The organism is uncultured Erythrobacter sp. (genome assembly GCF_947502395.1).
Classification (GTDB): domain Bacteria; phylum Pseudomonadota; class Alphaproteobacteria; order Sphingomonadales; family Sphingomonadaceae; genus Erythrobacter.
On the sequence record NZ_CANMZM010000001.1, the window covers coordinates 916,575 to 940,608 of the forward strand.

The 24,034-nt window shown below is 57.2% G+C and carries 26 protein-coding genes and 1 other RNA gene; 17 read left to right on the forward strand and 10 right to left on the reverse strand.

The annotated features are described in order from the left end of the window. Positions 1 to 133 precede the first annotated feature (133 nt). The 5 genes from lptD (at position 134) to Q0778_RS04500 (ending at position 6,503) form a co-directional block, all read left to right on the forward strand. A complete protein-coding gene (lptD, locus tag Q0778_RS04480) occupies positions 134 to 2,452 on the forward strand; it encodes an LPS assembly protein LptD (protein ID WP_298303894.1) in 2,319 nt (772 codons plus the stop codon). 185 nt (positions 2,453 to 2,637) lie between these two features. Further along, positions 2,638 to 4,038 carry a peptidylprolyl isomerase gene (locus Q0778_RS04485; RefSeq protein ID WP_298334318.1) on the forward strand — a complete coding sequence of 467 codons (1,401 nt, stop codon included), beginning with the start codon at positions 2,638 to 2,640 and terminating at the stop codon, positions 4,036 to 4,038. A 12-nt stretch (positions 4,039 to 4,050) separates the two neighbouring features. Next, positions 4,051 to 5,052, forward strand: a complete 1,002-nt coding sequence (pdxA, locus tag Q0778_RS04490; RefSeq protein ID WP_298334320.1) for a 4-hydroxythreonine-4-phosphate dehydrogenase PdxA — start codon at positions 4,051 to 4,053, stop codon at positions 5,050 to 5,052. Continuing rightward, positions 5,053 to 5,883: a 16S rRNA (adenine(1518)-N(6)/adenine(1519)-N(6))-dimethyltransferase RsmA gene (rsmA, locus tag Q0778_RS04495; protein ID WP_298334324.1), complete on the forward strand. Its 831-nt coding sequence runs from the start codon at positions 5,053 to 5,055 to the stop codon at positions 5,881 to 5,883. A gap of 50 nt (positions 5,884 to 5,933) precedes the next feature. Continuing rightward, entirely contained in the window at positions 5,934 to 6,503 is a 570-nt protein-coding gene (locus Q0778_RS04500) for a hypothetical protein (protein ID WP_298334327.1), read from the forward strand. Between the two features lie 7 nt (positions 6,504 to 6,510). Here the strand turns inward: Q0778_RS04500 and Q0778_RS04505 are convergent, their stop codons facing one another. Continuing rightward, a complete protein-coding gene (locus tag Q0778_RS04505; RefSeq protein WP_298334329.1) occupies positions 6,511 to 8,607 on the reverse strand; it encodes a malate synthase G in 2,097 nt (698 codons plus the stop codon). Positions 8,608 to 8,761: 154 nt separating this feature from the next. Here Q0778_RS04505 and Q0778_RS04510 point away from each other — a divergent pair, with 154 nt between their 5' ends. The 4 genes from Q0778_RS04510 (at position 8,762) to Q0778_RS04525 (ending at position 12,655) form a co-directional block, all read left to right on the forward strand. Next, positions 8,762 to 9,964 carry a hydrolase gene (locus tag Q0778_RS04510; protein ID WP_298334331.1) on the forward strand — a complete coding sequence of 401 codons (1,203 nt, stop codon included), beginning with the start codon at positions 8,762 to 8,764 and terminating at the stop codon, positions 9,962 to 9,964. Then, on the forward strand, positions 9,961 to 10,977 hold the full coding sequence (locus Q0778_RS04515) for an arginine N-succinyltransferase (RefSeq protein WP_298303880.1): 1,017 nt from the start codon (positions 9,961 to 9,963) through the stop codon (positions 10,975 to 10,977). The genes Q0778_RS04510 and Q0778_RS04515 overlap by 4 nt, the downstream gene beginning before the upstream one ends. Then, positions 10,977 to 12,224 carry an N-succinylarginine dihydrolase gene (locus Q0778_RS04520; RefSeq protein WP_298334333.1) on the forward strand — a complete coding sequence of 416 codons (1,248 nt, stop codon included), beginning with the start codon at positions 10,977 to 10,979 and terminating at the stop codon, positions 12,222 to 12,224. Before Q0778_RS04515 ends, Q0778_RS04520 begins: the two co-directional genes overlap by 1 nt. Before the next feature lie 140 nt (positions 12,225 to 12,364). Continuing rightward, positions 12,365 to 12,655 (forward strand): hypothetical protein, encoded by a 291-nt coding sequence (locus tag Q0778_RS04525; RefSeq protein ID WP_298334335.1) that lies wholly within the window; start codon positions 12,365 to 12,367, stop codon positions 12,653 to 12,655. On the opposite strand, the gene Q0778_RS04530 is transcribed toward Q0778_RS04525, so the two are convergent. The 3 genes from Q0778_RS04530 to mscL all read right to left on the reverse strand — a co-directional run bounded on the left by Q0778_RS04530 (position 12,656) and on the right by mscL (position 14,127). Continuing rightward, positions 12,656 to 13,120 carry a GNAT family N-acetyltransferase gene (locus tag Q0778_RS04530; protein WP_298334337.1) on the reverse strand — a complete coding sequence of 155 codons (465 nt, stop codon included), beginning with the start codon at positions 13,118 to 13,120 and terminating at the stop codon, positions 12,656 to 12,658. A gap of 169 nt (positions 13,121 to 13,289) precedes the next feature. Further along, positions 13,290 to 13,655: a transfer-messenger RNA gene (ssrA, locus tag Q0778_RS04535) on the reverse strand. A gap of 34 nt (positions 13,656 to 13,689) precedes the next feature. Next, positions 13,690 to 14,127: a large conductance mechanosensitive channel protein MscL gene (gene mscL / locus Q0778_RS04540; protein WP_298334338.1), complete on the reverse strand. Its 438-nt coding sequence runs from the start codon at positions 14,125 to 14,127 to the stop codon at positions 13,690 to 13,692. A gap of 183 nt (positions 14,128 to 14,310) precedes the next feature. Here mscL and Q0778_RS04545 point away from each other — a divergent pair, with 183 nt between their 5' ends. The 6 genes from Q0778_RS04545 to Q0778_RS04570 all read left to right on the forward strand — a co-directional run bounded on the left by Q0778_RS04545 (position 14,311) and on the right by Q0778_RS04570 (position 18,548). Beyond that, positions 14,311 to 14,913 carry a LemA family protein gene (locus Q0778_RS04545; RefSeq protein ID WP_298334340.1) on the forward strand — a complete coding sequence of 201 codons (603 nt, stop codon included), beginning with the start codon at positions 14,311 to 14,313 and terminating at the stop codon, positions 14,911 to 14,913. Positions 14,914 to 14,915: 2 nt separating this feature from the next. Then, entirely contained in the window at positions 14,916 to 15,452 is a 537-nt protein-coding gene (locus Q0778_RS04550) for a TPM domain-containing protein (protein WP_298303865.1), read from the forward strand. Continuing rightward, entirely contained in the window at positions 15,449 to 16,321 is an 873-nt protein-coding gene (locus tag Q0778_RS04555; RefSeq protein ID WP_298303863.1) for a TPM domain-containing protein, read from the forward strand. Before Q0778_RS04550 ends, Q0778_RS04555 begins: the two co-directional genes overlap by 4 nt. A 3-nt stretch (positions 16,322 to 16,324) precedes the next feature. Next, on the forward strand, positions 16,325 to 16,999 hold the full coding sequence (locus tag Q0778_RS04560; protein ID WP_298334342.1) for a hypothetical protein: 675 nt from the start codon (positions 16,325 to 16,327) through the stop codon (positions 16,997 to 16,999). A gap of 152 nt (positions 17,000 to 17,151) precedes the next feature. Continuing rightward, positions 17,152 to 17,763 carry an NUDIX hydrolase gene (locus Q0778_RS04565; RefSeq protein WP_298334344.1) on the forward strand — a complete coding sequence of 204 codons (612 nt, stop codon included), beginning with the start codon at positions 17,152 to 17,154 and terminating at the stop codon, positions 17,761 to 17,763. Beyond that, entirely contained in the window at positions 17,760 to 18,548 is a 789-nt protein-coding gene (locus Q0778_RS04570) for an SDR family oxidoreductase (RefSeq protein ID WP_298334346.1), read from the forward strand. The genes Q0778_RS04565 and Q0778_RS04570 overlap by 4 nt, the downstream gene beginning before the upstream one ends. A 237-nt stretch (positions 18,549 to 18,785) precedes the next feature. Here Q0778_RS04570 and Q0778_RS04575 read toward each other — a convergent pair whose 3' ends face one another. Next, positions 18,786 to 19,799 (reverse strand): sensor histidine kinase, encoded by a 1,014-nt coding sequence (locus Q0778_RS04575; RefSeq protein ID WP_298334348.1) that lies wholly within the window; start codon positions 19,797 to 19,799, stop codon positions 18,786 to 18,788. A gap of 216 nt (positions 19,800 to 20,015) precedes the next feature. On the opposite strand from Q0778_RS04575, the gene Q0778_RS04580 reads away from it, so the two are divergent. Beyond that, positions 20,016 to 21,002, forward strand: coding sequence for an AraC family transcriptional regulator (locus tag Q0778_RS04580; protein ID WP_298334350.1), 987 nt, complete (start codon positions 20,016 to 20,018; stop codon positions 21,000 to 21,002). Between the two features lie 246 nt (positions 21,003 to 21,248). Here Q0778_RS04580 and Q0778_RS04585 read toward each other — a convergent pair whose 3' ends face one another. Genes Q0778_RS04585 through Q0778_RS04600 form a run of 4 tightly spaced genes read right to left on the reverse strand, consistent with a single transcriptional unit; the run spans position 21,249 to position 21,927 of the window. Then, entirely contained in the window at positions 21,249 to 21,461 is a 213-nt protein-coding gene (locus Q0778_RS04585; RefSeq protein ID WP_298303849.1) for a PspC domain-containing protein, read from the reverse strand. Continuing rightward, the gene (locus Q0778_RS04590; RefSeq protein ID WP_298303848.1) at positions 21,458 to 21,619 is read right to left on the reverse strand and encodes a hypothetical protein; all 162 of its coding nucleotides are present in this window, start codon (positions 21,617 to 21,619) and stop codon (positions 21,458 to 21,460) included. The genes Q0778_RS04585 and Q0778_RS04590 overlap by 4 nt, the downstream gene beginning before the upstream one ends. A 46-nt stretch (positions 21,620 to 21,665) precedes the next feature. After that, positions 21,666 to 21,776, reverse strand: a complete 111-nt coding sequence (locus Q0778_RS04595; protein ID WP_298303845.1) for an enoyl-CoA hydratase — start codon at positions 21,774 to 21,776, stop codon at positions 21,666 to 21,668. A 40-nt stretch (positions 21,777 to 21,816) separates the two neighbouring features. After that, positions 21,817 to 21,927 (reverse strand): enoyl-CoA hydratase, encoded by a 111-nt coding sequence (locus tag Q0778_RS04600; RefSeq protein WP_298334352.1) that lies wholly within the window; start codon positions 21,925 to 21,927, stop codon positions 21,817 to 21,819. Between the two features lie 244 nt (positions 21,928 to 22,171). Here Q0778_RS04600 and recF point away from each other — a divergent pair, with 244 nt between their 5' ends. Continuing rightward, positions 22,172 to 23,272 carry a DNA replication/repair protein RecF gene (gene recF, locus Q0778_RS04605; protein ID WP_298334354.1) on the forward strand — a complete coding sequence of 367 codons (1,101 nt, stop codon included), beginning with the start codon at positions 22,172 to 22,174 and terminating at the stop codon, positions 23,270 to 23,272. On the opposite strand, the gene Q0778_RS04610 is transcribed toward recF, so the two are convergent. After that, the gene (locus Q0778_RS04610; protein ID WP_298303840.1) at positions 23,269 to 23,976 is read right to left on the reverse strand and encodes an arylesterase; all 708 of its coding nucleotides are present in this window, start codon (positions 23,974 to 23,976) and stop codon (positions 23,269 to 23,271) included. The genes recF and Q0778_RS04610 overlap by 4 nt on opposite strands. Positions 23,977 to 24,034 lie beyond the last annotated feature (58 nt).

Below are 24,034 nucleotides of genomic sequence, written 5' to 3' on the forward strand. Positions count from 1 at the left end.
AGAGTTGGCCCAACGCGCGGGCGCAAAATTGAGAGTGCTTTGACCGACGCCCAAGAACGCCTGACCGTGGGCAAGAGTTCCAATGCCCGGAAACGCGATTGCGATTAGGCGTGAGCGGTGCAATAGGCAAGCCATGTCGGGAACTTACGGGGTCAGCGTGAAGGGATTTCAGCGCAGCTGCGCGCGGAAGGCTAGCGGCAAGGCCGCGCTCGCAAGCGCGATGATGCTCGGTAGCGTCGCTCTTGCCCCCGTTGCCATTGCGCAAGAAGCGCCTGAGCAAATCCCTTTGCCTACATCCAGTGATCAAGTTTCGCCGGATTCCCAAGGCCAGCGATCAGAGGGCGAGATTGGCCAGAAGATATCCTTCGAAGCCAATGAGGTCGCCTACGATTCCGAAGGCGAGACCATCATCGCGCGCGGCGATGTGATACTACGAAATGAACAAGCCTCCGTACGTGCCGATGAAGTGGTCTGGGACCGGAAAACTGGCGCGATCAAGGCGAGTGGCTCGGTTCGCTTTGTCGATCGGGCCGGCAATCAGGTCTTCACAGAGACTGTTGAACTCAACGATGCTTTTGAAGCGGGTGCCATGGATGAGCTCTTGCTCGCGCTTCGCACTGGAGGGCGGCTTGCGGCCCGCTCTGCCGATCGCGGCGAAGATGGCATAGTAAGCCTTAACCACGCTGCCTATTCGGCGTGCCCTGTCACCGATGAAAAAGGCTGCGCGCGAAACCCAAGCTGGCGCATAACCGCTGACCGGGTGATGTTTGATCCGGCTGAAAATCGCATCCGATTCGAAGGGGCGACGCTAGAAATTTTCGGCACGCGACTTTTACCCCTGCCGGGCCTTGCCCTGCGCACAGATGGAAGCGCAGAAAGCGGGTTTCTAGTTCCTGACTTCCGCATCGATCAGGTGAACGGGATTGAGCTATCGGGTGAGTACTACGCCCGAATCGCTGACAACAAAGACCTTACATTAGGTGCCCGTGTCTTTACCGAGGCTCCCCCTTTGGTCAGTGCAGAGTGGCGGCATTTTACGGAAAAGGGTGCTTACCAGATCACCGGCTATGCGACCAACAGTCGGCGGGTGGCCAATTTTGGCGTCGCACCTACCACCACAAACGAGCCGCGCGGGCACCTTTTTGCCAATGGCAGCTTCATTCTTTCGCCGAATTGGACCCTCACGGGATCGGTCCGCGTCGCCTCAGACCGTACCTTTCTTCGCCGCTATGACATCAGCCGCGATGATCGGCTGCGCTCGACCATCAATCTCGAGCGGATTGATGACAATTCCTACCTGAGTATCGCTGGATGGGCGACGCAAACACTGCGGATTGCGGCGGATCAAGGCCAAATCCCTGTGGCGATCCCGGCGATCGATTATCGGCGGAATTTCGATGAAGACCTGCTCGGCGGCCAATTCCAATTGCAAGCCAACACGCTGAGCCTGCTTCGAACCGAGGGGCAGGACACGCAGCGTGCATTTGCGGGCGCGCGTTGGGACAAGAAGACCCTCACACCACTAGGTCAACTGGTGACATTCACCGGACTCCTACGCGGTGACGTCTACAACACCAATGACACGCTCTCCACTGTCACGGAAGCGTTTCGCGGCAATGAGGGCTTTACCGCGCGCGGAGTGGCTACGGCTGCGGTCGATATTGAATGGCCGCTCGTGGGTGAAGCTTTCGGCGGAACACAGGTTTTCACCCCGCGCGTTCAATTCGTCGCCAGCCCGCCAACCCGTAACCTTGATATTCCAAACGAGGACGCGCGGGCGATCGATTTGGAAGATTCAAACCTGTTCGCGCTCAACCGTTTCTCTGGCTATGACCGGGTCGAAGACGGCGCACGCGTGACCTACGGCATGGATTGGGAAGTCAACCGTCCAGGATGGCGGGTAAAGACCAATATCGGTCAATCCTATCGCCTCTCAAACGAGGAAGAGATTTTTCCGGACGGTACCGGTCTGTCAGATCGTTTCTCCGATTTTGTCGGACGGACAGAGGTGCGCTTTCGCAACTTTGTCTCCTTCACCCATCGCTTCCGCCTGGACAAAGATAACGTGGCCGTGCGCCGCAATGAAATCGATGCGACGGTTGGGTCACAGCGAAACTACGTTGAGTTGGGCTATTTGCGGCTCGACCGCGACATTCAGACGGTCGAAGATTTGCCTGACCGCGAAGAATTGCGCGCCGCCGCACGCATCACAATAGGACGAAATTGGTCGGTATTCGGGTCAGGGGTCTTTAACCTCACCAATGAAGATGAAGACCCGGTCTTTGCCCCGGATGGCTTTGAACCGATCCGGACACGGTTCGGCATTGCCTACCGCGACGACTGCATCGAATTCGGCGCCACCTGGAGGCGCGACTTCATCACCTTTGGGGATGCGGAAGAGGGCAACAGCTTTCAGGTCTTTTTCGCTCTGCGAAATCTGGGCTTCCGTTGATCTAGAACGCGCATTCGCGTTTGCAGCGGTGCAAAAAGGGGTTAAGGCGCCTCACTAACGACACTCAGCCTCTGTTAAGCTGGGGCCGAATAGTTGGGGATGGACTTTGGCAGAAACGGGATCGCCAATTGGCACGCGTCAAGTGTGCCCAAGTCCTGCCCTCAGCTCCGAATAGAACAAATCATATGATGCGTAAAACCGGGATCAACATCGTGACCATCAAGGCATTTTCAAAACTCCGCACACCTCTCATGGCCCTTGGCGCCGTCACTCTTGCAGCCTCGACAGTGCCTTTCGTGCCGGCTGTAGCTCAGAACGGTGCTCCCAATGCGGCTGCTCCCGGCAATCCACTTGGTTTGCCGGACAATGTAACGCTTCTGGGCGATGTCAGCCCTAATGAGCGAAGCGCGACCGCCGTGGTCAATGGCTACGTGATCACTGGCACGGACATTGAGCAGCGTGTGAAGCTCGTGACCAACGCTAGTGAAGCCGAGGTTTCTGATGAGGAATTGCAGCGTTTGCGTTCTCAGGTGCTCCGCAATCTGATTGATGAAACAATCAAGATTCAAGCCGCCCAAGCGCAAGAGATCGGAGTGGAACAAGCTCAGATCGAACAGACCTACAGCCAGTTGGCAGCGCAGAATTTCGGCCAGGAAGCCAATGCGATGGACGAGTATCTCGAGTCCATCGGCTCCTCGTCCAACGCTCTGAAGCGACAAATCGAAGGCGAGCTTGCTTGGGAAAACCTCATTCGCCGCAACATCAGCCCATTCGTTAATGTCGCGGCTGAAGAAGTGACCGGTGTGCTTGAACGGCTTGAAGCCTCGCGCGGAACAGAAGAATACCGTCTTGGCGAAATCTACCTGAGCGCTAATGACGAGAACCGCGAGGCGGTGCTCCAAAACATGCAACGCATCGTTGAACAGCTTCAGCAAGGTGGAAGCTTTGTCGCCTATGCGCGCCAGTTTTCGGAGGCCTCAACCGCGATCCAAGGGGGCGACACAGGCTTTCTGCGGCTCGCAACTCTGCCGCAAGCGATGGCGGATGCTGCCCTACAGATGCAACCGGGGCAATTGGTGGGGCCGATCGCCATCCCAGGTGGCTATACCATCATGTATCTCATTGATAAGCGGCGTATCTTGACGGCTGATCCGCGCGATTCCGTGCTAAGCCTGAAGCAAATCTCGCTTGATCTTCCTCAAGGTATTTCTGAGGCAGATGCGAACACCAAGGTCGCGGAATTCGGCACCTATGTTCAATCGCTTCGTGGTTGTTCCGACGCCGAGAATGCAACGGCAGCGATTGGAGCATCGGTGGTGTCAAACCCGCAGATTCAAGTTCGTCAACTGCCTGAGCAACTTCAGACGATCCTGCTCAACATGCAGGTAGGGCAGGCGACACCGCCCTTCGGCACAGCACAAGACGGTGTTCGCGTGCTGGTTCTGTGCGGTCGCGACGATCCGGAAGATGACGGTGCGCCGACCTTCCAGTCAGTGATGAACTCAATCGAAGAGGAGCGCATCAACAAGCGCGCCCAGCGTTACCTGCGCGACCTGCGCAATGACGCCTATATCGAGTACAATTAGGGTGCGCATGCGGTGACAGGTTTACCGCTTGCGATTTCGCTTGGTGATCCGGCGGGTATCGGTCCCGAGATCATTCTCCGCGCCTATCAACAGCGCAAAAATGGCGGTCAACCCTTCTTTGTGGTTGGCGGGTTCGATGTGCTGCACGCTTGCGCAAACACGTGCGGCGTTGACTGCGACATCATTGCAATTGCGGATGCCCGCGAAGCAGTAGGTGCGTTTGATGAAGGCCTGCCAGTCCTTGTCGGCAGTGATGCCGCGTACACTCCCGGAAGCCCGAGCGAAGAAGGCGCTGCGCTCGCGCTGCATTCGTTGGCCGAAACAGTACGTTCAGTCCTGCTGGGACAGGCGAGCGGGGTTGTAACTGCTCCAGTCAGCAAATCACAGCTCGGCAAAGTGGGCTTTGACTATCCCGGCCAAACCGAATTTCTCGCCGCCGTTTGCGGATTAGCGCCTGAGGACGCGGTGATGATGCTTGCAGGGCCGACATTGCGCACCGTGCCAATTACCGTGCATGTCGCTTTGACAGAAGTGCCGGTGCTCCTATCTCAAGAGCTAATCGAGCATAAGGCGATGATCGTCGACGCAGCTCTCAAACGCGACTTCGGCATTTCTGCCCCGCGCCTCGCGATCTCCGGGCTTAATCCTCATTCGGGCGAGGACGGTCAGTTTGGCGACGAGGAAGCGCGCATCATCAAACCGGCGATCAAGGCGTTGAAGGCCAAGGATGTGAACGTATTCGGGCCCGTCCCTGGAGACGCAATGTTCACCCCGCTCTTGCGACCCAGCTACGATGCGGCGCTGTGTATGTATCACGATCAGGCGCTTATCCCGATCAAGGCACTCGAGTTTGACCAAGGCGTCAACGTAACTTTGGGCCTGCCAATCATCCGCACATCGCCCGATCATGGGACGGCCTTTGACATCGCGGGAACAGGTAAGGCTGATGCTTGTGCCATGATCGCTGCGATCCGTATGGCGGGCGAATGCGCTGCTTCACGGGCGCATCCCTAGGTGACTGACCTTCCGCCCATCAGAGAGACCATCGCAAAGCACGGACTCTCCGCGAGCAAGGCGCTGGGTCAGAACTTCCTTCTCGACGAACAATTGCTCGACCGTATCGCCGCGCTACCCGGCGATCTGTCGGGCGCGAATGTGCTCGAAGTCGGGCCCGGCCCCGGCGGCCTTACCCGCGCACTTTTGCGAGCCGGAGCCAATGTCACCGCCATCGAGATGGACAGTCGATGTCTGCCGGCACTGAAGGAATTGAGCGAAGCCTTTCCTGACCAGCTGACTGTGATCCAGGGCGATGCGATGAAGCTCGACCACGCAGAGATTATGGGCGGCGCGCCGTTTCACGTGCTCTCGAACCTGCCCTACAACGTTGGCACAGCCCTTTTTGTGCGGTGGTTGTCGGGCGAGAATTGGCCGCCGCTTTGGCAATCGCTCACCCTCATGTTCCAGCGCGAGGTGGCCGAGCGGATTGTCGCGAAGCCGGGCAGATCTGCCTACGGACGCTTGGCAGTGCTCGCTCAATGGCGCGGGCAAGCCAAGCTCGCCATGAAAGTCCACCGCAGCGCCTTTACCCCGCCCCCCAAGGTGATGAGCGCTATTGTGCATGTGACGCCCGAAGAAGCTCCGGCAAGTGTATCCGCCAAGACGCTCGAACGCCTGACCGAGGCCGCCTTTGGCCAACGTCGCAAGATGCTTCGGCAGAGCCTCAAAGGCGTGAGCGGCGCTCTGGATGCGCTGGAGATTGTGGGTATCGATCCCACGCGCAGGGCTGAAACGGTGAGCGTTGAGGAGTTTGTCGCGTTGGCTTTTGCTTTGAGCAAAGAGCGTTAAGGCTTTTCGCGTAATCGGACAACCATCGCGAAGGTGTGATGGAGATAGCTGTGTTTGAATCAAAGCAAATGATCGAAGGCCCAATCGAATTCACCGCTGAGGTAGAAGTCGACTGTGCGGCCTCAGACGTTTTCTCGCTGATTAATGTTGCCGATCCGAAATTTCGTCACGCCCAAACAGGTGCAAGTGTGCGAGCCGTTGAGGGGACAGATAACGAGTTCGAAATGATCATGGAGGGTCTCGATACGGTCTTTCAGTTCCGCGTAATCGATCAGGTCGCAAGCAAGAGATATTCGCTTGAGGCAGCCATGGAGCCGCAACTGTTCGCACTGGTAAAGTCGGTTGAAACCTATGAAATCAAATCGCTAAACGATCATGCTTGTCGCGTAAAGCTTACCACTCTTGCGACGTTCGATGATGATCTGTCACTTGAAGAAGTGGCAAGCGAAGTCGCCATGATGAGCATGGCCGTCACCGGTGACCTAGAGAAACTTGCGACCCTCGCCGAAGGGGGCGTAGAGGCGCTACAAGCAATGGAAGATGCCGAGACCGGCCTCGATATCGAATTCGACTTGGGCGAGCTCGATATCGATTGGGACGATATCGAGCCCAAGCAATAGGCTGGCATTAGCCCGCTTTTTTCACCTGCCTCCAACTGTGAAGCAATGGCTCGGTGTAGCCTGAGGGTTGCTCTACCCCTTTAAAGATCAAGTCCTTGGCAGCGCTAAAGGCGGGCGCATCCTCATTGCCGATCAGCGGTTGGTAGTCTGGATCGCCAGCGTTTTGCGCGTCAACCTTTGCCGCCATGCGGGTAAGGCTGTCCATGATCTGCTCTTCGCTCACGACACCGTGTAGCAGCCAGTTTGCAAGATGCTGTGAGGAAATGCGCAAGGTTGCGCGGTCTTCCATCAGGCCCACATCGTTGATGTCAGGGACCTTGGAGCATCCAACACCCGCATCGACCCAGCGCACCACATAACCGAGCAGGCCTTGGCAGTTGTTGTCGAGCTCCTCGCGCAGCTCTTCGTCGGACCAATTGGTGCCCTCAGCGAGCGGGATCGAGAGCAGCGCTTCGAGCCCAGCAGGTTCTGGCAAATCCTTCTGAATGTCGAACACGTTTTCGGCGTGATAATGCAGCGCGTGCAAGGTTGCAGCTGTGGGCGATGGCACCCATGCAGTGTTGGCCCCTGCGCGAAGGTGACCGATTTTCTCGACCATCATCTGACCCATAAGATCGGGCGCGGCCCACATGCCTTTGCCGATTTGCGCGACGCCAGAGAGGCCGTGCTTAAGGCCAATCGCGACATTGCGCGCTTCGTAGGCCCCCAGCCAATCGCTCCCCTTCATCGCGCCTTTGCGCATCATCGGGCCAGCGCGCATGGATGTATGGATCTCATCACCCGTGCGATCAAGGAAGCCCGTATTGATGAAGACAATCCGGTCCTTCACCGCCTCAATACACGCGGCGAGGTTGGCAGAGGTGCGGCGTTCTTCGTCCATCACGCCGACCTTGATCGTGTAGCGCTCGAGACCCAGCAGATCCTCCACCGCGTTGAACAAATCATTGGTGAAGGCGCATTCTTCTGGCCCGTGCATCTTGGGCTTCACGATGTAGATGCTGCCGTGCTTGGAGTTACCGTATCTAGCGTGACCTTCGACATCCAAAGTGCTGATCGCCGAAGTGAAGACCGCATCCATGATCCCTTCCGGAATCTCGCTCCCATCGGGCAGCAGGATCGCCGGATTGGTCATCAGGTGCCCGACATTGCGCACAAACATCATCGAACGGCCAGACACAGCATGGGTCTGACCCGCGCTGCCTTTGTAGGTTTTATCGCCGTTGAGAGTGCGGGTCAGCGTGCGACCGCCCTTATTGAAGCTCTCTTCCAGATCGCCCCGGATTACGCCGAGCCAATTGGTGTAAGCGAGATGTTTGTCCTCGCCGTCGACCGCCGCAACCGAATCCTCGCAATCGGCAATAGTGGAAAGCGCCGCTTCGAGGTTGATATCGGCGATGCCCGCTTTATCGGTCTTTCCGATCGGGCTTTCGCGGTCGAAAACAACTTCGATATGGAGACCGTTGTTCTGGAATAATAAGCCCTTTTCGGTGAAGCCCACCCATTGGCTTTCGTCCAGAAGCTTGCCGTCGTTTTCATCTTTCAGGTCGGCCCAGCTCTGGTCCACCAGAGGCAGGGTCTCATCAAGGAATTGCCGCCCGCGAGCGATCACCGCAGCGCCGCGTTCTTCGTCATAACCACTGGGTCTAGCAGCCGGTGCGTCGAGCGCATCGGTGCCGTAGAAAGCGTCGTAGAGGCTGCCCCAGCGCGCATTGGCTGCGTTCAACAGGAAGCGCGCATTGAGGATCGGAACCACGAGCTGCGGTCCTGCCATCGTGGCAATCTCTGCATCCACGTTCTGCGTGCCAATCTGGAAGTCGCCGGGCTCTGGCACCAAATAGCCGATCTCACGCAGGAAGGCTTCGTATTCGGCCGCGTCATGCGGCTTACCAGCGCGCCCGATGTGATAAGCGTCAATCTTCGCTTGCAGAGCTTCGCGCTTGGCCAAAAGTTCCGCATTGCGCGGCGCGTATGAAGCAAGCAAGTCCGCAAAACCTTGCCAGAAGGCACCGACATCCCGGCCCAGCGGAGCCAGAACATGGGTCTCCAACAGATCGGCCAATCGGCTATCGACAGAAAGGCCAGCTCGGGCGGTGTAATCGTGCATAAACGTCCTCAGATACCATAAAGATGGATCCCGGGGAGGAGGACGATGGCTCCTATGGCCAAAGACATAAGACAATGCAATCGTGACCTAACGTCACCACCTCGATTGACGACCGGCTTGATAGTTTCCGCCGCTCCGCTAGAAATCGTTTCTGATGAAACCAACCAGCCAAATCGCCACTTCCGATATCGATGCAGACACCATGCTGGAGCAGGTGTTTGCTTGGTGCGCGATCAACACAGGCACGGCGAACCTCGATGGGCTCGCGCGGCAAGCGGACATTCTGGCTAAAGCGTTTTCGGCACTTCCAGGAGAGGTCGAGTTTGTAGATCCGGCTCCCGTCACGGCGGTAGCAGCCGACGGCACTGAATTCGAAAAGCCTCACGGCAAGCACATGGTGCTGCGCGTGCGACCCACCGCCAACCGCCGCATCTTGCTAACTGGCCATATGGATACCGTATTCCCAAAAGGTCACTCGTTTCAGGGGCTGACCTGGCTTGAAGAGGGCGTTCTTGGCGGTCCTGGCGTGGCCGATATGAAGGGCGGCATCGCAGTAATGCTCCACGCGCTGATGGCGTTTGAGCAGAACACAGGCGCAGGGTCACTTGGCTATGATGTGCTTCTCAATTCCGATGAGGAAACAGGATCGCTCGCCAGCGCGGACCTGATCGCAGAGACGGCGCGTGGCAAGCTGGCGGCCCTCACTTACGAGCCAGCCGCGCTTCCTGATGGCACGCTTGCTCATGCTCGCGGAGGAAGCGGGAATTATTCCGTAATCATAACCGGCAAATCCGCCCATGCCGGCCGCAACCCTGATGACGGACGCAACGCCATCGTAGCCGCGGCCGATTTAGCGGTGAAGTTGAAAGCGTTACATTGCCCCGATATCTCCGTGAATCCCGCAAAAATCGAGGGAGGCTCTGCCAATAATGTGGTGCCGGATCACGCGGTCCTGCGTTTCAACATTCGCCCGCAATCAACCGGAGTGGGTGAGCAATTTGAACGTGATCTCAAAGGTCTACTGAGCACACTTGAAACCATTCATGAGATATCGACCCACACCCATGGCGGGGTCACTCGTCCACCCAAGCCGGTCGATGAGAAGGCCCAGAAGCTATTCGATCTGGTGCGCCAATGCGGTGCAGAACTTGGTCAGGATATCAAATGGAAGTCGACAGGCGGCGTGTGTGATGGCAACAATATCGCCGCTTGCGGTATCCCGGTGGTGGACACCATGGGCGTGCGAGGGGGATCGATCCACTCCCCGCAAGAGTTTGTGATCACCGAAAGCTTGGCCGAACGGGCGGCTCTTTCTGCGAGGGTGATACAGCGTCTTGATGAGGGGGCACTTTCTTGAGTTTTCGCCTGCGCGCCGCGCGCCTTTCCGATCTGGAACATCTGTATGAGATGGCAAAGCTCACCGGGGGCGGCTTCACCAATCTGCCTGCCGATCGCAAGGCGCTGACCGCCAAGCTGGAACGCGCGGCTGCTGCGTTTGAGAACACGGGCCATGAGCTTTGCGATGAGCAATTCGTGCTTGTGCTGGAAGACCCCAAGACTGGCGCTGTGCGCGGCACTTGCCAGTTGATGACAATGGTAGGCCAGCAATGGCCGTTCTACTCCTACCGGCTCAACACACTCACCCAATACAGCCAAGAGCTTGACCGTACGGTGCGCACCGAGATGCTCAATCTCGTGACCGATCTGGAAGCATCGAGCGAGGTTGGTGGACTCTTCCTTCACCCCAATGAGCGCGCTGGCGGGCACGGTCTTTTGCTCGCGCGCAGTCGCTATCTCTTCATCGCCATGCACCGCGAGCGTTTTGCCGACCGCATTCTGGCTGAGCTGCGCGGCATCATCGATGAGCGCGGCGATAGTCCCTTCTGGGACAATGTCGCGGGGCGTTTCTTCGGAATGACCTTCAACGAGGCGGACTATTTCAACGCGATCAATGGTAATCAATTTATCGCCGACCTGATGCCCAAGCACCCCGTCTATGTCGCGATGCTCGACGAAGATGCTCGTAAAGTGATCGGCGTGCCCCACCTCTCTGGCAGAGCGGCGATGCGCATGCTTGAGAACGAGGGTTTTGCCTATGAGGGCTATGTCGACATTTTTGATGGCGGGCCCAGCATGACCGCGCGCACGGACAACGTCGAAAGCGTCAAGAACAGCGTGAAGGCGAGTGTCACTGCGATGGATATAGAAGAAGGCGAGCGCGCCATCCTCGCAACTGGCCGGCTATCTGATTTTCGTGCCTGTTATGGCGCACGGATCCTTGATCAAGACGGTGGGATTGCTATCGATTCAGCTGCCGCAGACGCGCTCGATATCTCAGAGGGTGACACGGTATGGAGTGTTGCCCGCTAATGCTCAAAGAGATCAATTTCGACGGAATCGTTGGCCCCAGCCACAATTACGCGGGGTTGAGCCTGGGTAATATTGCGAGTGCGAGCCACAAGGGCGATCCGTCTTACCCACGGGCCGCTGCGCTTCAGGGTCTGGCCAAGATGCGAGGCAATCTGGCGCGGCTTGGGGTGCAAGGTTTCCTTCTCCCCCTCCCCCGCCCCAATGGCGCATTGCAATCTGCGCTTGCCTATGACGGAAGCGAAGCGGCAGCCTTGCGTGCAGCACCTTGGTCGGCATCAAGCATGTGGACCGCCAATGCGGCGACTGTCTCGCCAGCGCCGGACACTGCGGACGGAAAATGCCACCTGACACCGGCCAATCTCATCACAATGCTTCACCGCGCGCAAGAATGGCAAGACACCAAAGCTCAACTCGACATCGCGTTTGGCGACAAAGAACACTTTGCCGTGCACGATGCCGTCCCACCCACCTTTGGCGATGAAGGCGCTGCCAATCACGGACGCTTTTGTGAAGGCCATGGATCTGCGGGTGTCGAGCTCTTCGTCTACGGCAAGCCTGGCGGTCGTTTCCCCGCCCGCCAGCACGAACAGGCCAGCCGCCTTGTTGCAAGGCTGCACGGCCTCGACACGACCAAATGCGTTTTCATTGAACAGAACCCCGCAACCATCGAAGCAGGCGCGTTCCACAATGACGTGGTGAGCGTTGTAAACGAGCGCGTGCTCTTCACCCACCAAGAAGCCTTCACCGATCAACAAGGTGCCTATGAGGCAATCCGCACTAAATTCCCCGCGCTCGAAGTGGTCGAGGTGCCCTCATCAGCGGTGAGCATGGCAGAGGCGATCCGGACCTATCTGTTCAACGCTCAGCTGGTCACCCTGCCCGATGGGAGCATGAATCTCATCGTCCCCGAGGAATGCCGCGAGAGCCCCACTGTTTGGACCTATTGCGAAGAGATGATGGCCTCCAACGGCCCCATCCGCGAAGTGGTCCCGGTCGATGTGCGCCAAAGCATGGCCAATGGCGGCGGTCCTGCTTGCCTGCGCCTGCGCGTAGTGTGCGATCCGGCCACGGTCGATCCGCGCTTCCTGCTCGATGAGACCAAGGCCAACCAAATGGAGCGTGTCATTGCAAAGGCTTGGCCTGAGCAAATCGATCCAGCCGATATCGGCAGCGAAGCTCTGGCCAAAAGCGTGATAGCGGCCCGCTTGGCTCTGCTAGAAATGCTGGATCTTCAGAAGCTTGCGTGAGGCTTGAACAGGTCAAGGTTAACGCGTTTGCAACCGAGAGTCGGTCGGGTTTACACTTATCTTCCCGTTAACCCTTAAGAGCCGCAGTAATCCGTTCTTGGCACGCGGCTTGCTCTAGGAAAAACGAGCAAGGAGTAAGAATGCTGCGCAAGATTGGGCGTCTTTTCGTGATCAAGAACCGCTTTGAAGCGTTCGCGATTATCTATGCCTTGGCGCTCGGTGCAACCAATCGCGGGCTTGTCTACCTTGAGACCTTCCCACCCTATTGGGGCGAGGCACTGTTTCTGGCAGCTTGCGTTGCAGTGCTGATGGGTGGCGCGGCGATCTTGGACTCATTGAAGGCGAAGAAAGAGCTGGAAGAGTTAAAGGCGGAGTTGGCTGACGCTCAAAAAGCCGGAGCGCAGCCCAAACCGCGCCCTGACCATTCATAATCACAGCTCCTTGCGGAAGATGACCTTGTCGTCACCTCGGCCGTAGTATTCTCGGATGCGTGCTTCTCGCTCGTATCCAAGCATGTCATAAAAGCCTCTGGTCCGCTTGAAATCGGGCATGCCCGAGGTTTCGACCAGCAGGACGCGCACGCCCTCGTTAGCCAGTTCCCGTTCTACGAAGCGCATCAATTGTTCGCCGATACCACGACCATGTTCGGCCGGGTCGATTGCAATCATAAGAACGTTCCAAGTGCCGTCCGTAAGAGGCTCAGGCACGTAGTACGCTGCGGCATTGACCGTGCCGTCGTCGAATACGATCCAGCGATGTGAATCAGCTTCTCCGGCGAAATGCCCCGAAGTCATCTCAGGCAGCATTTCGGAAGGAAACATCTCATTGACGTCGACAAGAAAAGCGACGCGTTCGAGATCGGCCCGCTTTAGCGGGCGAATTGGATTGTTTTGCAATGTTTGAGCTTTCTTTGAATCGGATATGCAAAATGCCGCTAAGAGACACATCTCTCGCGGCGCAGAATCTCATGCTGACCTCATGTAGGATCAGCGTCAGCTAGCAATCGTGTTCAAAAAATCTCCGTATCAAGGTGGGGGGTTCTGTTGCTAGGCCCCCCCGGGCCCCCGGAATCCGCTTCTGTTGCCCGGTGGGCCCAACCGCGCATAGGCTTTGTAAATTCAGGCCGTTAGGCCGTCACATTACGCAGCGATTGCGAGTGCTTCGTTATCGTTTGCACTTATAAAGATGAACAGTTTTACGGGGTTTTCAGCCCGGGCAAAAACTACGCTTTTCAGTCCACGTCGATCCTAGTTCGGCCCCATCATAAGCCCTCGAAAAGAGCCAAAAACCTCGCAAATACCGAGGGTTATGGTGGAGCCGCCGGGTACTGCCCCCGGGTCCGTTGTACCTATTGCACGCAGCAATTTATCGCCATAGCCCGCAAAAAACGGGCAGAACCTATATAGGCTCTGCCCGCTTAATGTGAAGTGTATGTACGAGAGCTGCGCCTGAATGCGCTCTCGCCCTACTTCTTCAACGAGTCTCTGATCTCGATCAGAAGATCGATTTCGCTTGGACCGGCCGGCTCTTCAGCCGCCGCTTCCTCTTTCTTTTCGGTCGCTTCCTTCACCTTGTTGGCATAGCGCACCAGCAGGAAGATGATGAAAGCCAGGATGATAAAGTTGATGATCGTGGTGATCAGCGCGCCGTAACCGATCATCGCGGCACCAGCCTCTTTCAGAGCGGCGTAGTCTGTCATCGATCCTTCATAGCCTTCGGGAGCGGAAAGCAGGATAAACTGCGAAGAGAAATCCGCACCGCCAAACAAGTATCCAACGATTGGCATAATCACATCGCCAGTAAGCGAGGCGACGATCGTGCCAAACGCGCCTGCGATAATAACCGCAACCGCCAACTCCATAACATTGCCCTTGGCGATGAATTCCTTGAACTCGTTAAGCATTGTGATCCCCAATCTTTATCTTTCTTGGAGGCTCTCTTGCAGGTAATTTACTGGATGCCAAGCGCAGGTTACAACACTTTGCACGGCTTGAATCAGGTACTTCGGTGCCCTATATCAGCAATACACGTGAGTTTCGCTGCGAGATGCCTAGGCGCACTTGATGCAGCACAAAGGAGGGATTTCATGAATTTTCGCAATTTCGGGCGCGGCATTGTCGTCGCTGCCGTTTCATTGACGCTGGCCGCTTGCGGGATCAACTCAGTCCCGGCCGCTGAGGAAGAGGCAAAGGCCAAATGGGCCGATGTCGAAGCGCAGTTCCAGCGCCGTGCAAACCTCATCCCAAACCTTGCCGAAGTTGCTCAGGGTGCAGCAGAGAATGAACAGGCCATCCTTTTGGGTGTGACCGAAGCACGCGCCAAAGCAACCAGTGTCCAGATTTCTGCTGATGACCTTGGCGACGCGGCCAAGATGGAAGAGTTTGCCGCTGCGCAAGGCCAATTGGGACAAGGCATCGGCCGTCTGCTTGCAAGCTTTGAAGCCTACCCTCAGATCCAGTCGAACCAGAACTTTCTCGCGCTGCAAAGCCAGTTGGAAGGCACGGAAAACCGCATCGCGGTGGCGCTGCGTGATTATAACGAAGCGGTGCGCAAGTATAACACCACGATCCGCACCTTCCCCGATACGATCGGTGCAAACATCATCCACGGCGCGGAGCCTCTGGCACCGTACAGCGCAGTGACCGAGGGCGCAGAAGAAGCTCCTTCGCTTGATCTGACGTCGGACTAAGTTTGAGCAAAAGCGTTCTTTTGACCGGTTTGGCGGCGCTCCTCCTTTCGGGGTGCGCCGCCGAAACTTCTGCTGATATCAGTGCTGATACTGCAAACTCTGGCTCTCCGGCATTCAAACTGTCGGGGCGCGTGGTCGATACAGCTGACATCATCAGCGAACCTGTAGAACGCGAATTGACTGAGGCTCTTGCAGCGTTTGAGAACGAGATTGGACCTCAGTTGGTGGTCGCCACCACTCCCTCGCTCGATGGATATGACATTTCCACTTACTCGTTCGACCTAGCAAACGCATGGGGCCTCGGCAGTGCAGAACGCAATGACGGCTTACTGGTATTAGTCGCCCCCAACGAACGCCAAGTACGCATAGAAGTCGGCCTTGGCCTCGAAACGAGTGTAAAAGACGAAGAGGCCTCCCGGATAATCCAAGAGGACATGTTGCCTCACTTTCGCAATGGCAATTACGAGAGCGGAATAGTGGCCGGGGTCGATAGCCTGATTGACGAAGCGACAACCTATGAATTGAAGGAAGCTGCATGAGACGCCTTGCGCTCATCATCACTGCATTTTTCGCATTTCTCGCGTCCCCCGCCTACGCTCAGCCTGAGTTCCCGGCGCTCACAGGGCGCGTGGTCGATACCGCTGACATCATCCCCGCTGATGTTGAAGCACAGTTGACCGCCAAATTGGAAGCTCTCGAGACCCAATCGCAGCGTCAGCTGGTGGTCACCACGGTGCCCGATCTTCAGGGTTATGATATCTCCGATTATGGTTATCAGCTGGGCCGCGAATGGGGCCTGGGTGATGCGGAGAGGAATGACGGCGCGCTTCTGATCGTTGCGCCCAATGACCGCAAAGTGCGGATCGAGGTGGGCTATGGCCTTGAAGGCTACCTCACCGATGCACTTTCCTCGCTGATCATTCAGAATGACATCCTCCCGCGCTTTCGTGATGGCGATATGCCGGGGGGGATTGTGGCTGGCACGGACGCGATCATTACCCAATTGGTTTTGCCCCCCGATATAGCTGGGCCAATAGCGATAGACGCGACCGAGACACGGCAAAGCGACGGCGGCTTTCCTTTCGGCGTGCTGATCTGGCTTGGCTTTATGTTCTTTTTCTTCGTGCTCCCGATCATGCGGGGCGCGCGAAGGCGGCGGCGTTACCGCTCCAAAGGAAAAGGCCCCTGGGGCAAGCGTGACAAATATGACGACGATGACGATGACGACTTCGGAAGTGCCGTGGGCAATATCATCCTCTGGGAAATCGGCACGGCCATTGCGCGCGGCGCCATGTCAGGCGGAGGCAGCAGCGGCGGCTCAAGCTGGGGCGGCGGTGGAGGATTTGGCGGCGGCTTCTCCGGTGGTGGCGGCTCGTTTGGAGGCGGCGGCGCCTCTGGGGGTTGGTGAGGCATGAGCTATCTTAATGAAGAACAGCACAAGATCGTCTCCAGCGCAGTAGCCGAAGCGGAGCTGACGACATCGGGCGAAATAGTGACCGTTCTGGCCGACCGGTCAGACGACTACAACGACGTGGCCTTGTGGTGGGCAGCCGGCCTGGGCTTTACTGCCATGAGCCTGTTTGCCGCCTTGCCCGAGCCGTTTCTAAACTTCTGGGACATGCTGATTGGTGGGTGGAGCCATGAATGGACCACCGGAGAGCTGGCCAGCATGACCATCGGTCTTGGCCTCCTCACCTTTGTGATCATGCTGGGCCTTCAACAGTGGCAACCCCTTAAATTCTTCATTATCCCCAACCCGGTCAAGACCTCGCGTGCACACGAACAGGCGATCAAGCACTTTAAAGTGGGTGCAGAGCGCCGCACGGTTGGCGCAACGGGCGTCCTCATTTACCTCTCAATGCGCGAGCACCGGGCAGAAATCGTCGCGGATGATAGCATTGCAGAGAAAGTCGAGCCCGAGGTTTGGGGCGAAGCGATGGGCGACATGCTGGTCCGCATCCGCAAGGGGCAGATCGCGGAAGGTATGGCCGCTGGGGTGCGCGATGTGGGCTTTGTCCTCTCTCAGCACTTCCCACGCGGCGAAGAGGACGAAAACGAGTTGCCCGACCGCTTGATTGAGGTTTGATCACTTCCCTCTTGACCCGTTCGCCCTGAGCCTGTCGAAGGGCTGTACTTCACTTTTTGACCTTGGGCCGCGAAAGAAGGGCGATCCCCTTCACTGACTGACCAGTCAGTCGCTCAGGACAGGCTTCAACAGGCTCAGGATGAGCGGATTTTATGTCGGGCGACAATTTCATCAAAGACTCTTTCGAAAAAGACGGAGACGCTGACCTTCCGGAGGAAACTCGGTGGGAGGGCAAATTCATCGCCGCCAAGACACGCGGGCGATGGGAATATGTTGGGCGCACCAGAGGCATCCGTGCTGCCGCCATCATCGCGGTAGATCAGGACGCGGACGGAACCCGTCACGTTATTCTGGTGAGCCAGTACCGCGTGCCATTGGGCCGCTTCTGCCTTGAGATACCCGCAGGGCTGGTTGGCGACGATGATGGGGCCGAAGGCGAACTCGCCTCCGATGCAGCCTCGCGCGAACTTGAGGAAGAGACCGGCTACAAAGCTACCAAAATGGAAGTGTTGGGAGAATTCTACTCTTCCCCCGGCATGGTCTCTGAATGCTTCACCCTGCTGCGCGCGACTGGCCTCACCAAGGTCAGCGAAGGCGGCGGACTTCCAGATGAAAACATCACTGTACACCGCGTCGCTCTTGCCGAACTGTCTGACTTTGTTGCCAAGTGGCGCGAGGCAGGTCACGGCGTCGATGTGCGGATCGGAATGCTGCTTACGCCGGAATATCTGGCACCTGAAAATCTCGGAGAGGAATTGAAATGAGCACTGGCAAACGCTGCGAAGGCAAATTGGCCCTGGTCACCGGCGCGGCTCAGGGACTTGGTGCGGCTCACGCGACGCTGTTGGCACGCGAAGGTGCGCGCGTGCTGTGCACCGATATCAATGGCCAGGGTGCTGAGGACACAGCAGCGCGGATCAATTCGGAATGCGGTGCCGGCCACGCGCACGGCATCGCTCACGACGTGACAGACCCCGATCAATGGGAGAAGGCGGTCGATGCCGCACGCGAGGAAATCGGCGGGCTCAACGTGCTGGTCAACAACGCAGGAATTGGCGTGCCTGGCAACATTGAGGACTGCGATTTTGGCGACTGGCAGCGCTGCTTCTCAATCAATGTCGATTCCATCTTTCACGGCTGTCAAAAGGCCCTACCCTTGATGCGCGAGCACGCACCCGGGTCGATCATCAACATTTCCAGCATCGCCGGACTTATCGCGAGCGACACCATGCCCGCTTACAACGCCTCCAAAGCGGCGGTGTGGATGCTGTCCAAATCGATCGCCCTACACTGCGCGAAGAAGAACATGCAGATCCGCTGCAACTCGATCCACCCGACCTTTGTTGATACGCCAATCCTCGACGGCACCGCCAAAGCGGCGCGGCTCGACAAGGATGTGCTGCTCGACAAACTGGCGCGGCAGATTCCGCTGAAGTTCGTCGGCGAACCCAATGATATCGCCAACGCCGTGGTCTACCTCGCGAGCGATGAAAGCCGATTTATGACCGGCGCAGAGATCAAGCTCGATGGTGGGATCAGCGCGATGTAGCTGGCGCACCAGCTATGTGGAACAAGTACAAAAGGAAGACAGACTTTCCGCTTTAGACACTACGCGTATAGCACCTGTATGCCGTAAATTGGGGGTGAGAGCTGACGCTCAAGCAGCCTTGGGAATAGATCCCAAGGGGCGTTTGGCTGTAAACTACCAGGCCCGCTTCAGTGTCGTTCTTAGATTATCCAAAGCCCATCGTTGCCGTCTTTAGCTGAAGCGTTTCTGGGTGTTGGCTTAATTCGGAGCTATTTGACAAAGAACCCCCTTGTCGGATGCTACGAATGTCACCGAAGATCCTAGACCGGCGGCCAGATCTGCAACGATCGAAAGTCCCTTGTCCGTGTCACTTTTTTGCGGCGTTCCCTTCATGCCACATCCATCGTCCGCGACCTCCATAATAAATCCCCTGCGATGAGCCTCATCGCGAATGGTAATCGCAACGTTTCCGTGGTCGTCGACTTTATAGCCGTGACGCAGAGCATTTGTGACGAGCTCACAAACAATCAACCCTGCCGACTGGATGTGCTCTGAGCCGACGTCCGTCGATGTCACCTCCACCCGGATCATAACATTGGGGCGCTCGTGGATTATCTTAAGGTGATCGACCAAGCTTAGCAAAAATTCCGTTAGTGATGCTTGAGTAACTTGGCCCGCTTTGCCCATTGCCTGATCTTCGCAATAGAGCATGTTTTGTACGAATGAGATGGTCGCTATGCGAGTGCCAATTACGGCCAGAATATCGGCGCATGCGTGCGTTTCTTGAGTCGGGTCAGCGTCCTTGCGCATCTGGCGCTCAGCCCTGCGTATAAGGCTCGTCGTGGTCTGCAGGCTGTTGCCGACCCGGTGGCAAATCTCGGCAATTACCAAGTTTGGCGGAATCTTCGTACCACCAGACTTCTCGGCATCCGCAACCAGAGAAGGTTCGTCTACCTCCAAATCGTCGTACTTGTCAGGATTAGTGGCCGGAGTAGACTGTTCTTCCTCCAGGCCGCGACGAACGGTTGATCTGGTGCGCATCATTGCAATCGCGACCATCGAGATAATCAAGGTCGGCGGTGTGGCTGCCACCAGCAGAAGATACCAATACTCCGGCAGCCAAAACCAGAGAGCATAGCCCAGCAACAAAGCGTTGCTGATGCTCAAAGCAACCAGCATCTTAATCCTGACACCAGCGAAGGCATCTAAGTCAGGAGCCTTCCTCCTATCCTTGTTGCCTGTCGTGGCAAAAGAGTTGGTAATCTGATCCATGCTGTAGGTTATGGCTCAATTCTTCACCCGGCTCTTCCATGGCTCAGCGCCATTACGTTATCTTGCGCTTAGGTGCCGGTTCCACCGCAGTGATGCGCTTATATGCGGCGGAAGACCGTGTTTCTTTGCGCTGGCAGCAAGATGCTGTAAGTCGGCGCAAGATTTGATAAAAGCCGTAACGGGAGGGAAAACCGGTGCCCATGGGGACCGCACAAAATGTCCGAAAATAGCGAGCCCAAAGACGTAGTCCTTTCGGATCCGGGCGATTTCTGGCCCGGCTTCCAGGCTGATGCTGCCACCAACGAAGCGCAGACTGCAATTCGACTTCGTGAGACCATGGAAGCGGATGTTTTCGCCGTTACAACGCTGGCCGGTTTTACCGGGGAGCGGCTGCGCAGTCAGCGTATGCTTCAGGATTTCTCGCAGGGTGTTGATGTTCCTCCGGCAATTGATCACACGATTGTGCTCCACCTTGGCGGAGCAACAGACGTGCACCGTCAGTATCTGGGTGAGCAGGCGACGCCGGTCGGTGGCATCGGCACGACAACGATCGTCGCGGCCCACCGTGCCTGCCGTTGGATGGCTTCCGGCGAAGTCGAAGTGCTGCATTTCTACATGGACGACGCGGTCCTACGCGAAATTGCAACGGCAGAGACCGGGCATGACGCCGCCGATCTGACGATCATCGACCGACATAGTATTGATGACCCTTTCATTCGCGGGATCGCGCCAGCAATTATGGAGCAGATGGCAGCAGGCGATCCGCCTTCGCAACTTCTGCTCGACAGTTTCGACCGGGTGATCGCGGCCCATCTGCTTAGCCACTATTCGAACCATAGTTATCGCATGCAGTCTGCACTCGCGCAACAGGCCCAGCGCGGGGAACGGGTCAAGGTCGTCCGCGCGCGCGCTTATCTGGACGAGCGGCTGGAGGCGAACGTCGCGTTGCAAGAAGTGGCCGATCATGTTGGCATGTCACCATTCCATTTCCAGCGCGTGTTCAAGGCCGAAACAGGCCTGACACCGCACCAGCATGTCCTTCAAGCGCGTCTGCGCCGCGCGCGCGAAATGTTGCAAGGAACACAGAGCATCGCTGATATTGCTTTTGCCTGTGGGTTTGCCAGTCAGCAGCATATGACGACCGTGTTCGGAAAACATCTCGGCGTTACGCCCGGCAAGTATCGCAGGAAATTCAGAGTTTGAGAGCCGCTGCAAGCTTGCGTACCGCAGTGTGGCTCTCGTGGACCGCTCAATAGCACGAAAATGACACTCTAAATGCAATTGTCGCATGCAAGGTCAAATCCCCGCAATTGGGTCGCATGCGGAATGTCGGCTTTTCTAATTGTCCACGAAAAAGGGGCCCAAAAAGACCCCTTCCCGGTTTTCAGTAATGTGCGTCGGAGACCAGTGGCAGTGACTGAACGGGCCGAAAACCGGGTCAGCCGTGCCTCAGTCGGCAATCAGTGCGATGGCGAGATAGATGAGGATCGGGAAACCGACACCCAGAATTACCGCGCCTACAAATCCGATGCGCCAGATCAGGGCGTCAACACCGGACCAATTGGCAAGGCCTGAGCAGACACCGAACAGCTTGCCGCTCTGCTTGTCGAGGCGGAATCCGCGGCTTGGCGGACGGCTGTTGTTTTGGGTCAAATTGCTCATGCGAGAACTCCAGTGGTCAAAAGTACAGTGTTGGGCCCAGTTCCTTCTTGGGCGGGGATGATGGCACCGGCCATCAGTATCACGGTAATAATCAACGCTCCAGTGGCTGCCATAACACGGGCCGCCTTGGTGCTTGAAAGATCGAAGAAAGAGTACATTATCCTATCCTGTTGCTGGGAAGTGCGAAGTGTGATGCGGATCAATTCAGGCGATAGCTGGGCTGCCAGGAATGATTGCATAAGCGAATACGCCCGTGGTCACGACAACTGAGAAAGCAGCGGCGAAGAGGCGGTTGGCAGTTTCATTGGCGAACATGGTTTTGATCCTTTCGAACGGGTTGATTAAGCGCCTGAAATCAAGCGAGGGTTGGGCTTGCAGGAACGATTGCGTAAGCGAACATGGCAGCTGAAACGACGAGGCTGAAAGCTGCGGCTGCGAAACGGTTTGCGGTGTTTGATACGTACATTGTTGGTCTCCTAATTGGTCTTTATTGCTTTTCCCGAGGCCATCCCCGGGGACACAAATGACACTGCAGGAGACGTGCCAAACTCGAAAAACGGCAGAATTCTGGGGTTTACACGGATTTACAATCTTTACGCGCTGTTCAGCAAACCGAAAGGTTGGTATTTTTCGCCAACTGTTAGTATCGGGGATTCTGCACTGAGCTCTGCTGCACTTTCGCTTCACCCCTGCTAACCGCTTCTACGGCCATGGCATTAACGAAGATCACCCTTCAGAACTTTCGAAATCACGCGAGCTCGCAGCTCGCGGAGCCTAAGCATTTCAATCTGCTGGTGGGTGAGAATGGCGCTGGCAAGACTAATGTGCTGGAGGCGATATCGCTGCTCTCTCCCGGTCGTGGCCTAAGGCGCGCGCCGCTAGCGGATCTTGCTCGTAAGGTTGCGGCGGGTGGTGCTCAGCAAGCCTTTGCCATTGGCGCAACGCTGATCGAACAGGGCCAGACCAGTGCACGGCTTGGCACCTATACTGAGGCCGAGCGTCCCACGCGCCGTCTCGTGCGGATCAACGGTGCGGATGCGAGCGCGTCTGCCTTGAGTGAATGGCACGCGGTGGCTTGGCTCACCCCGTCAATGGATGGCCTCTTCACCGATAGCGCTGGGGCAAGAAGGCGCTTTGTCGACCGGATGGCTCTGGCAATAGAGCCGGGTCATGCGAAAGCTGTGAACCAGCTTGAAACGGCCCTGCGCGAACGCAACCGACTGCTTGAGGAACGCGGCGACGCGCGCTGGCTCGATGCGATAGAAGCACAGGCTGCACAGAATGGTAGTATCGTCGCCGAGACGCGCGCGCGGCTGGTATCACGGCTCTCCGATGAGTTATCCGCACTTCCGGCAGAACCCTTTGCGCGGCCGATCCTGACCTATCGCCCGGGAGGCCCCACCACTCCCGAAGAGCTGCTCGCCGAGTTTGCTCGGAACCGTCCCCGCGACCGCGCGGCAGGACGCGCATTGACCGGCCCTCACCGCGATGAACTGGAAGTGGTGATGGCGATGGCGGACCGCTCTCCCGGACCCCCGGCGGCATCATGTTCGACAGGCGAGCAAAAGGCGATGTTGATCGCGATCACTTTGGCGCACGGCGTTCTGGCCGCTTCTGGAAGGCCCAGCGTGCTCTTGCTCGATGAAGTCGCCGCTCACCTCGATCCGGTGCGCAGGAAGGCCCTGTTCGAGCGTCTGCGCGCTGGCAAAGCGCAAATCTGGATGACCGGGACCGAGCTAGCTCCCTTCGCCGAAATCGAGGAGGAAGCCGCGGTCTGGCGGGTTAGTGGCGGCGAGTTGGAGCGGCTCTAGCCCTCGCCCTCCGACGGGAGCGCCGCCGCGATCTCGTCAATTGTCGAAGTCACCAGAGCCTCAATCCCCTCGGCAGTGGGATGAATACGGTCGGACTGGAACAATTGCGGCTGCTCGTAAATGTCCTCCAGCCAAAAGCCAATCAGCTCGGTATCGTACTTCTCTGCCATATCGGCATAAATCGCATCAAATGCGGCGGTGTACTCGGGGCCATAATTCGGCGGGCTGCGCATTCCCATGATGAGCACCGGAATCTCGGCCTCGGTCAGAGTTGTCAGCATCGTCTCAAAATTGGCGCGGGTTTCTTCGGGTGATAGGCCGCGCAAAAGATCGTTCCCGCCCAGTTCCAGAATGAATAGGTCCGGCTTCTCAGACTGCCCCGCAAGAACGAAGTCCAGCCGATCACGGCCCGCGGCGCTGGTGTCTCCAGAAACGCCTGCGTCAAACACCCGTGCATTGGTTCCACGCGCCCGTAACGCGGCCTCAAGCTTCTCGGGATAGCCATCCGCATCAGGCAAGTTGTATCCGGCGAACAGGCTGTCGCCAAAAGCGAGGATTCGCACCTCCTCGCCCATGACGGGAATAGCCTGCTCTCCGGCTTCAAATGCCCCTTCGGCAGTGCCAGCGACTGCTTCTTCAACCGGTGCCTCAGCCCCGCATGCCGCGAGTGAAACCGCCAGGGCGGAACTGATTAGGACTTTCATACGTATCTGGTTTATCTGCAAGCGGCGCATAGCTTTCTGCAAACCTCACAATTGGTAC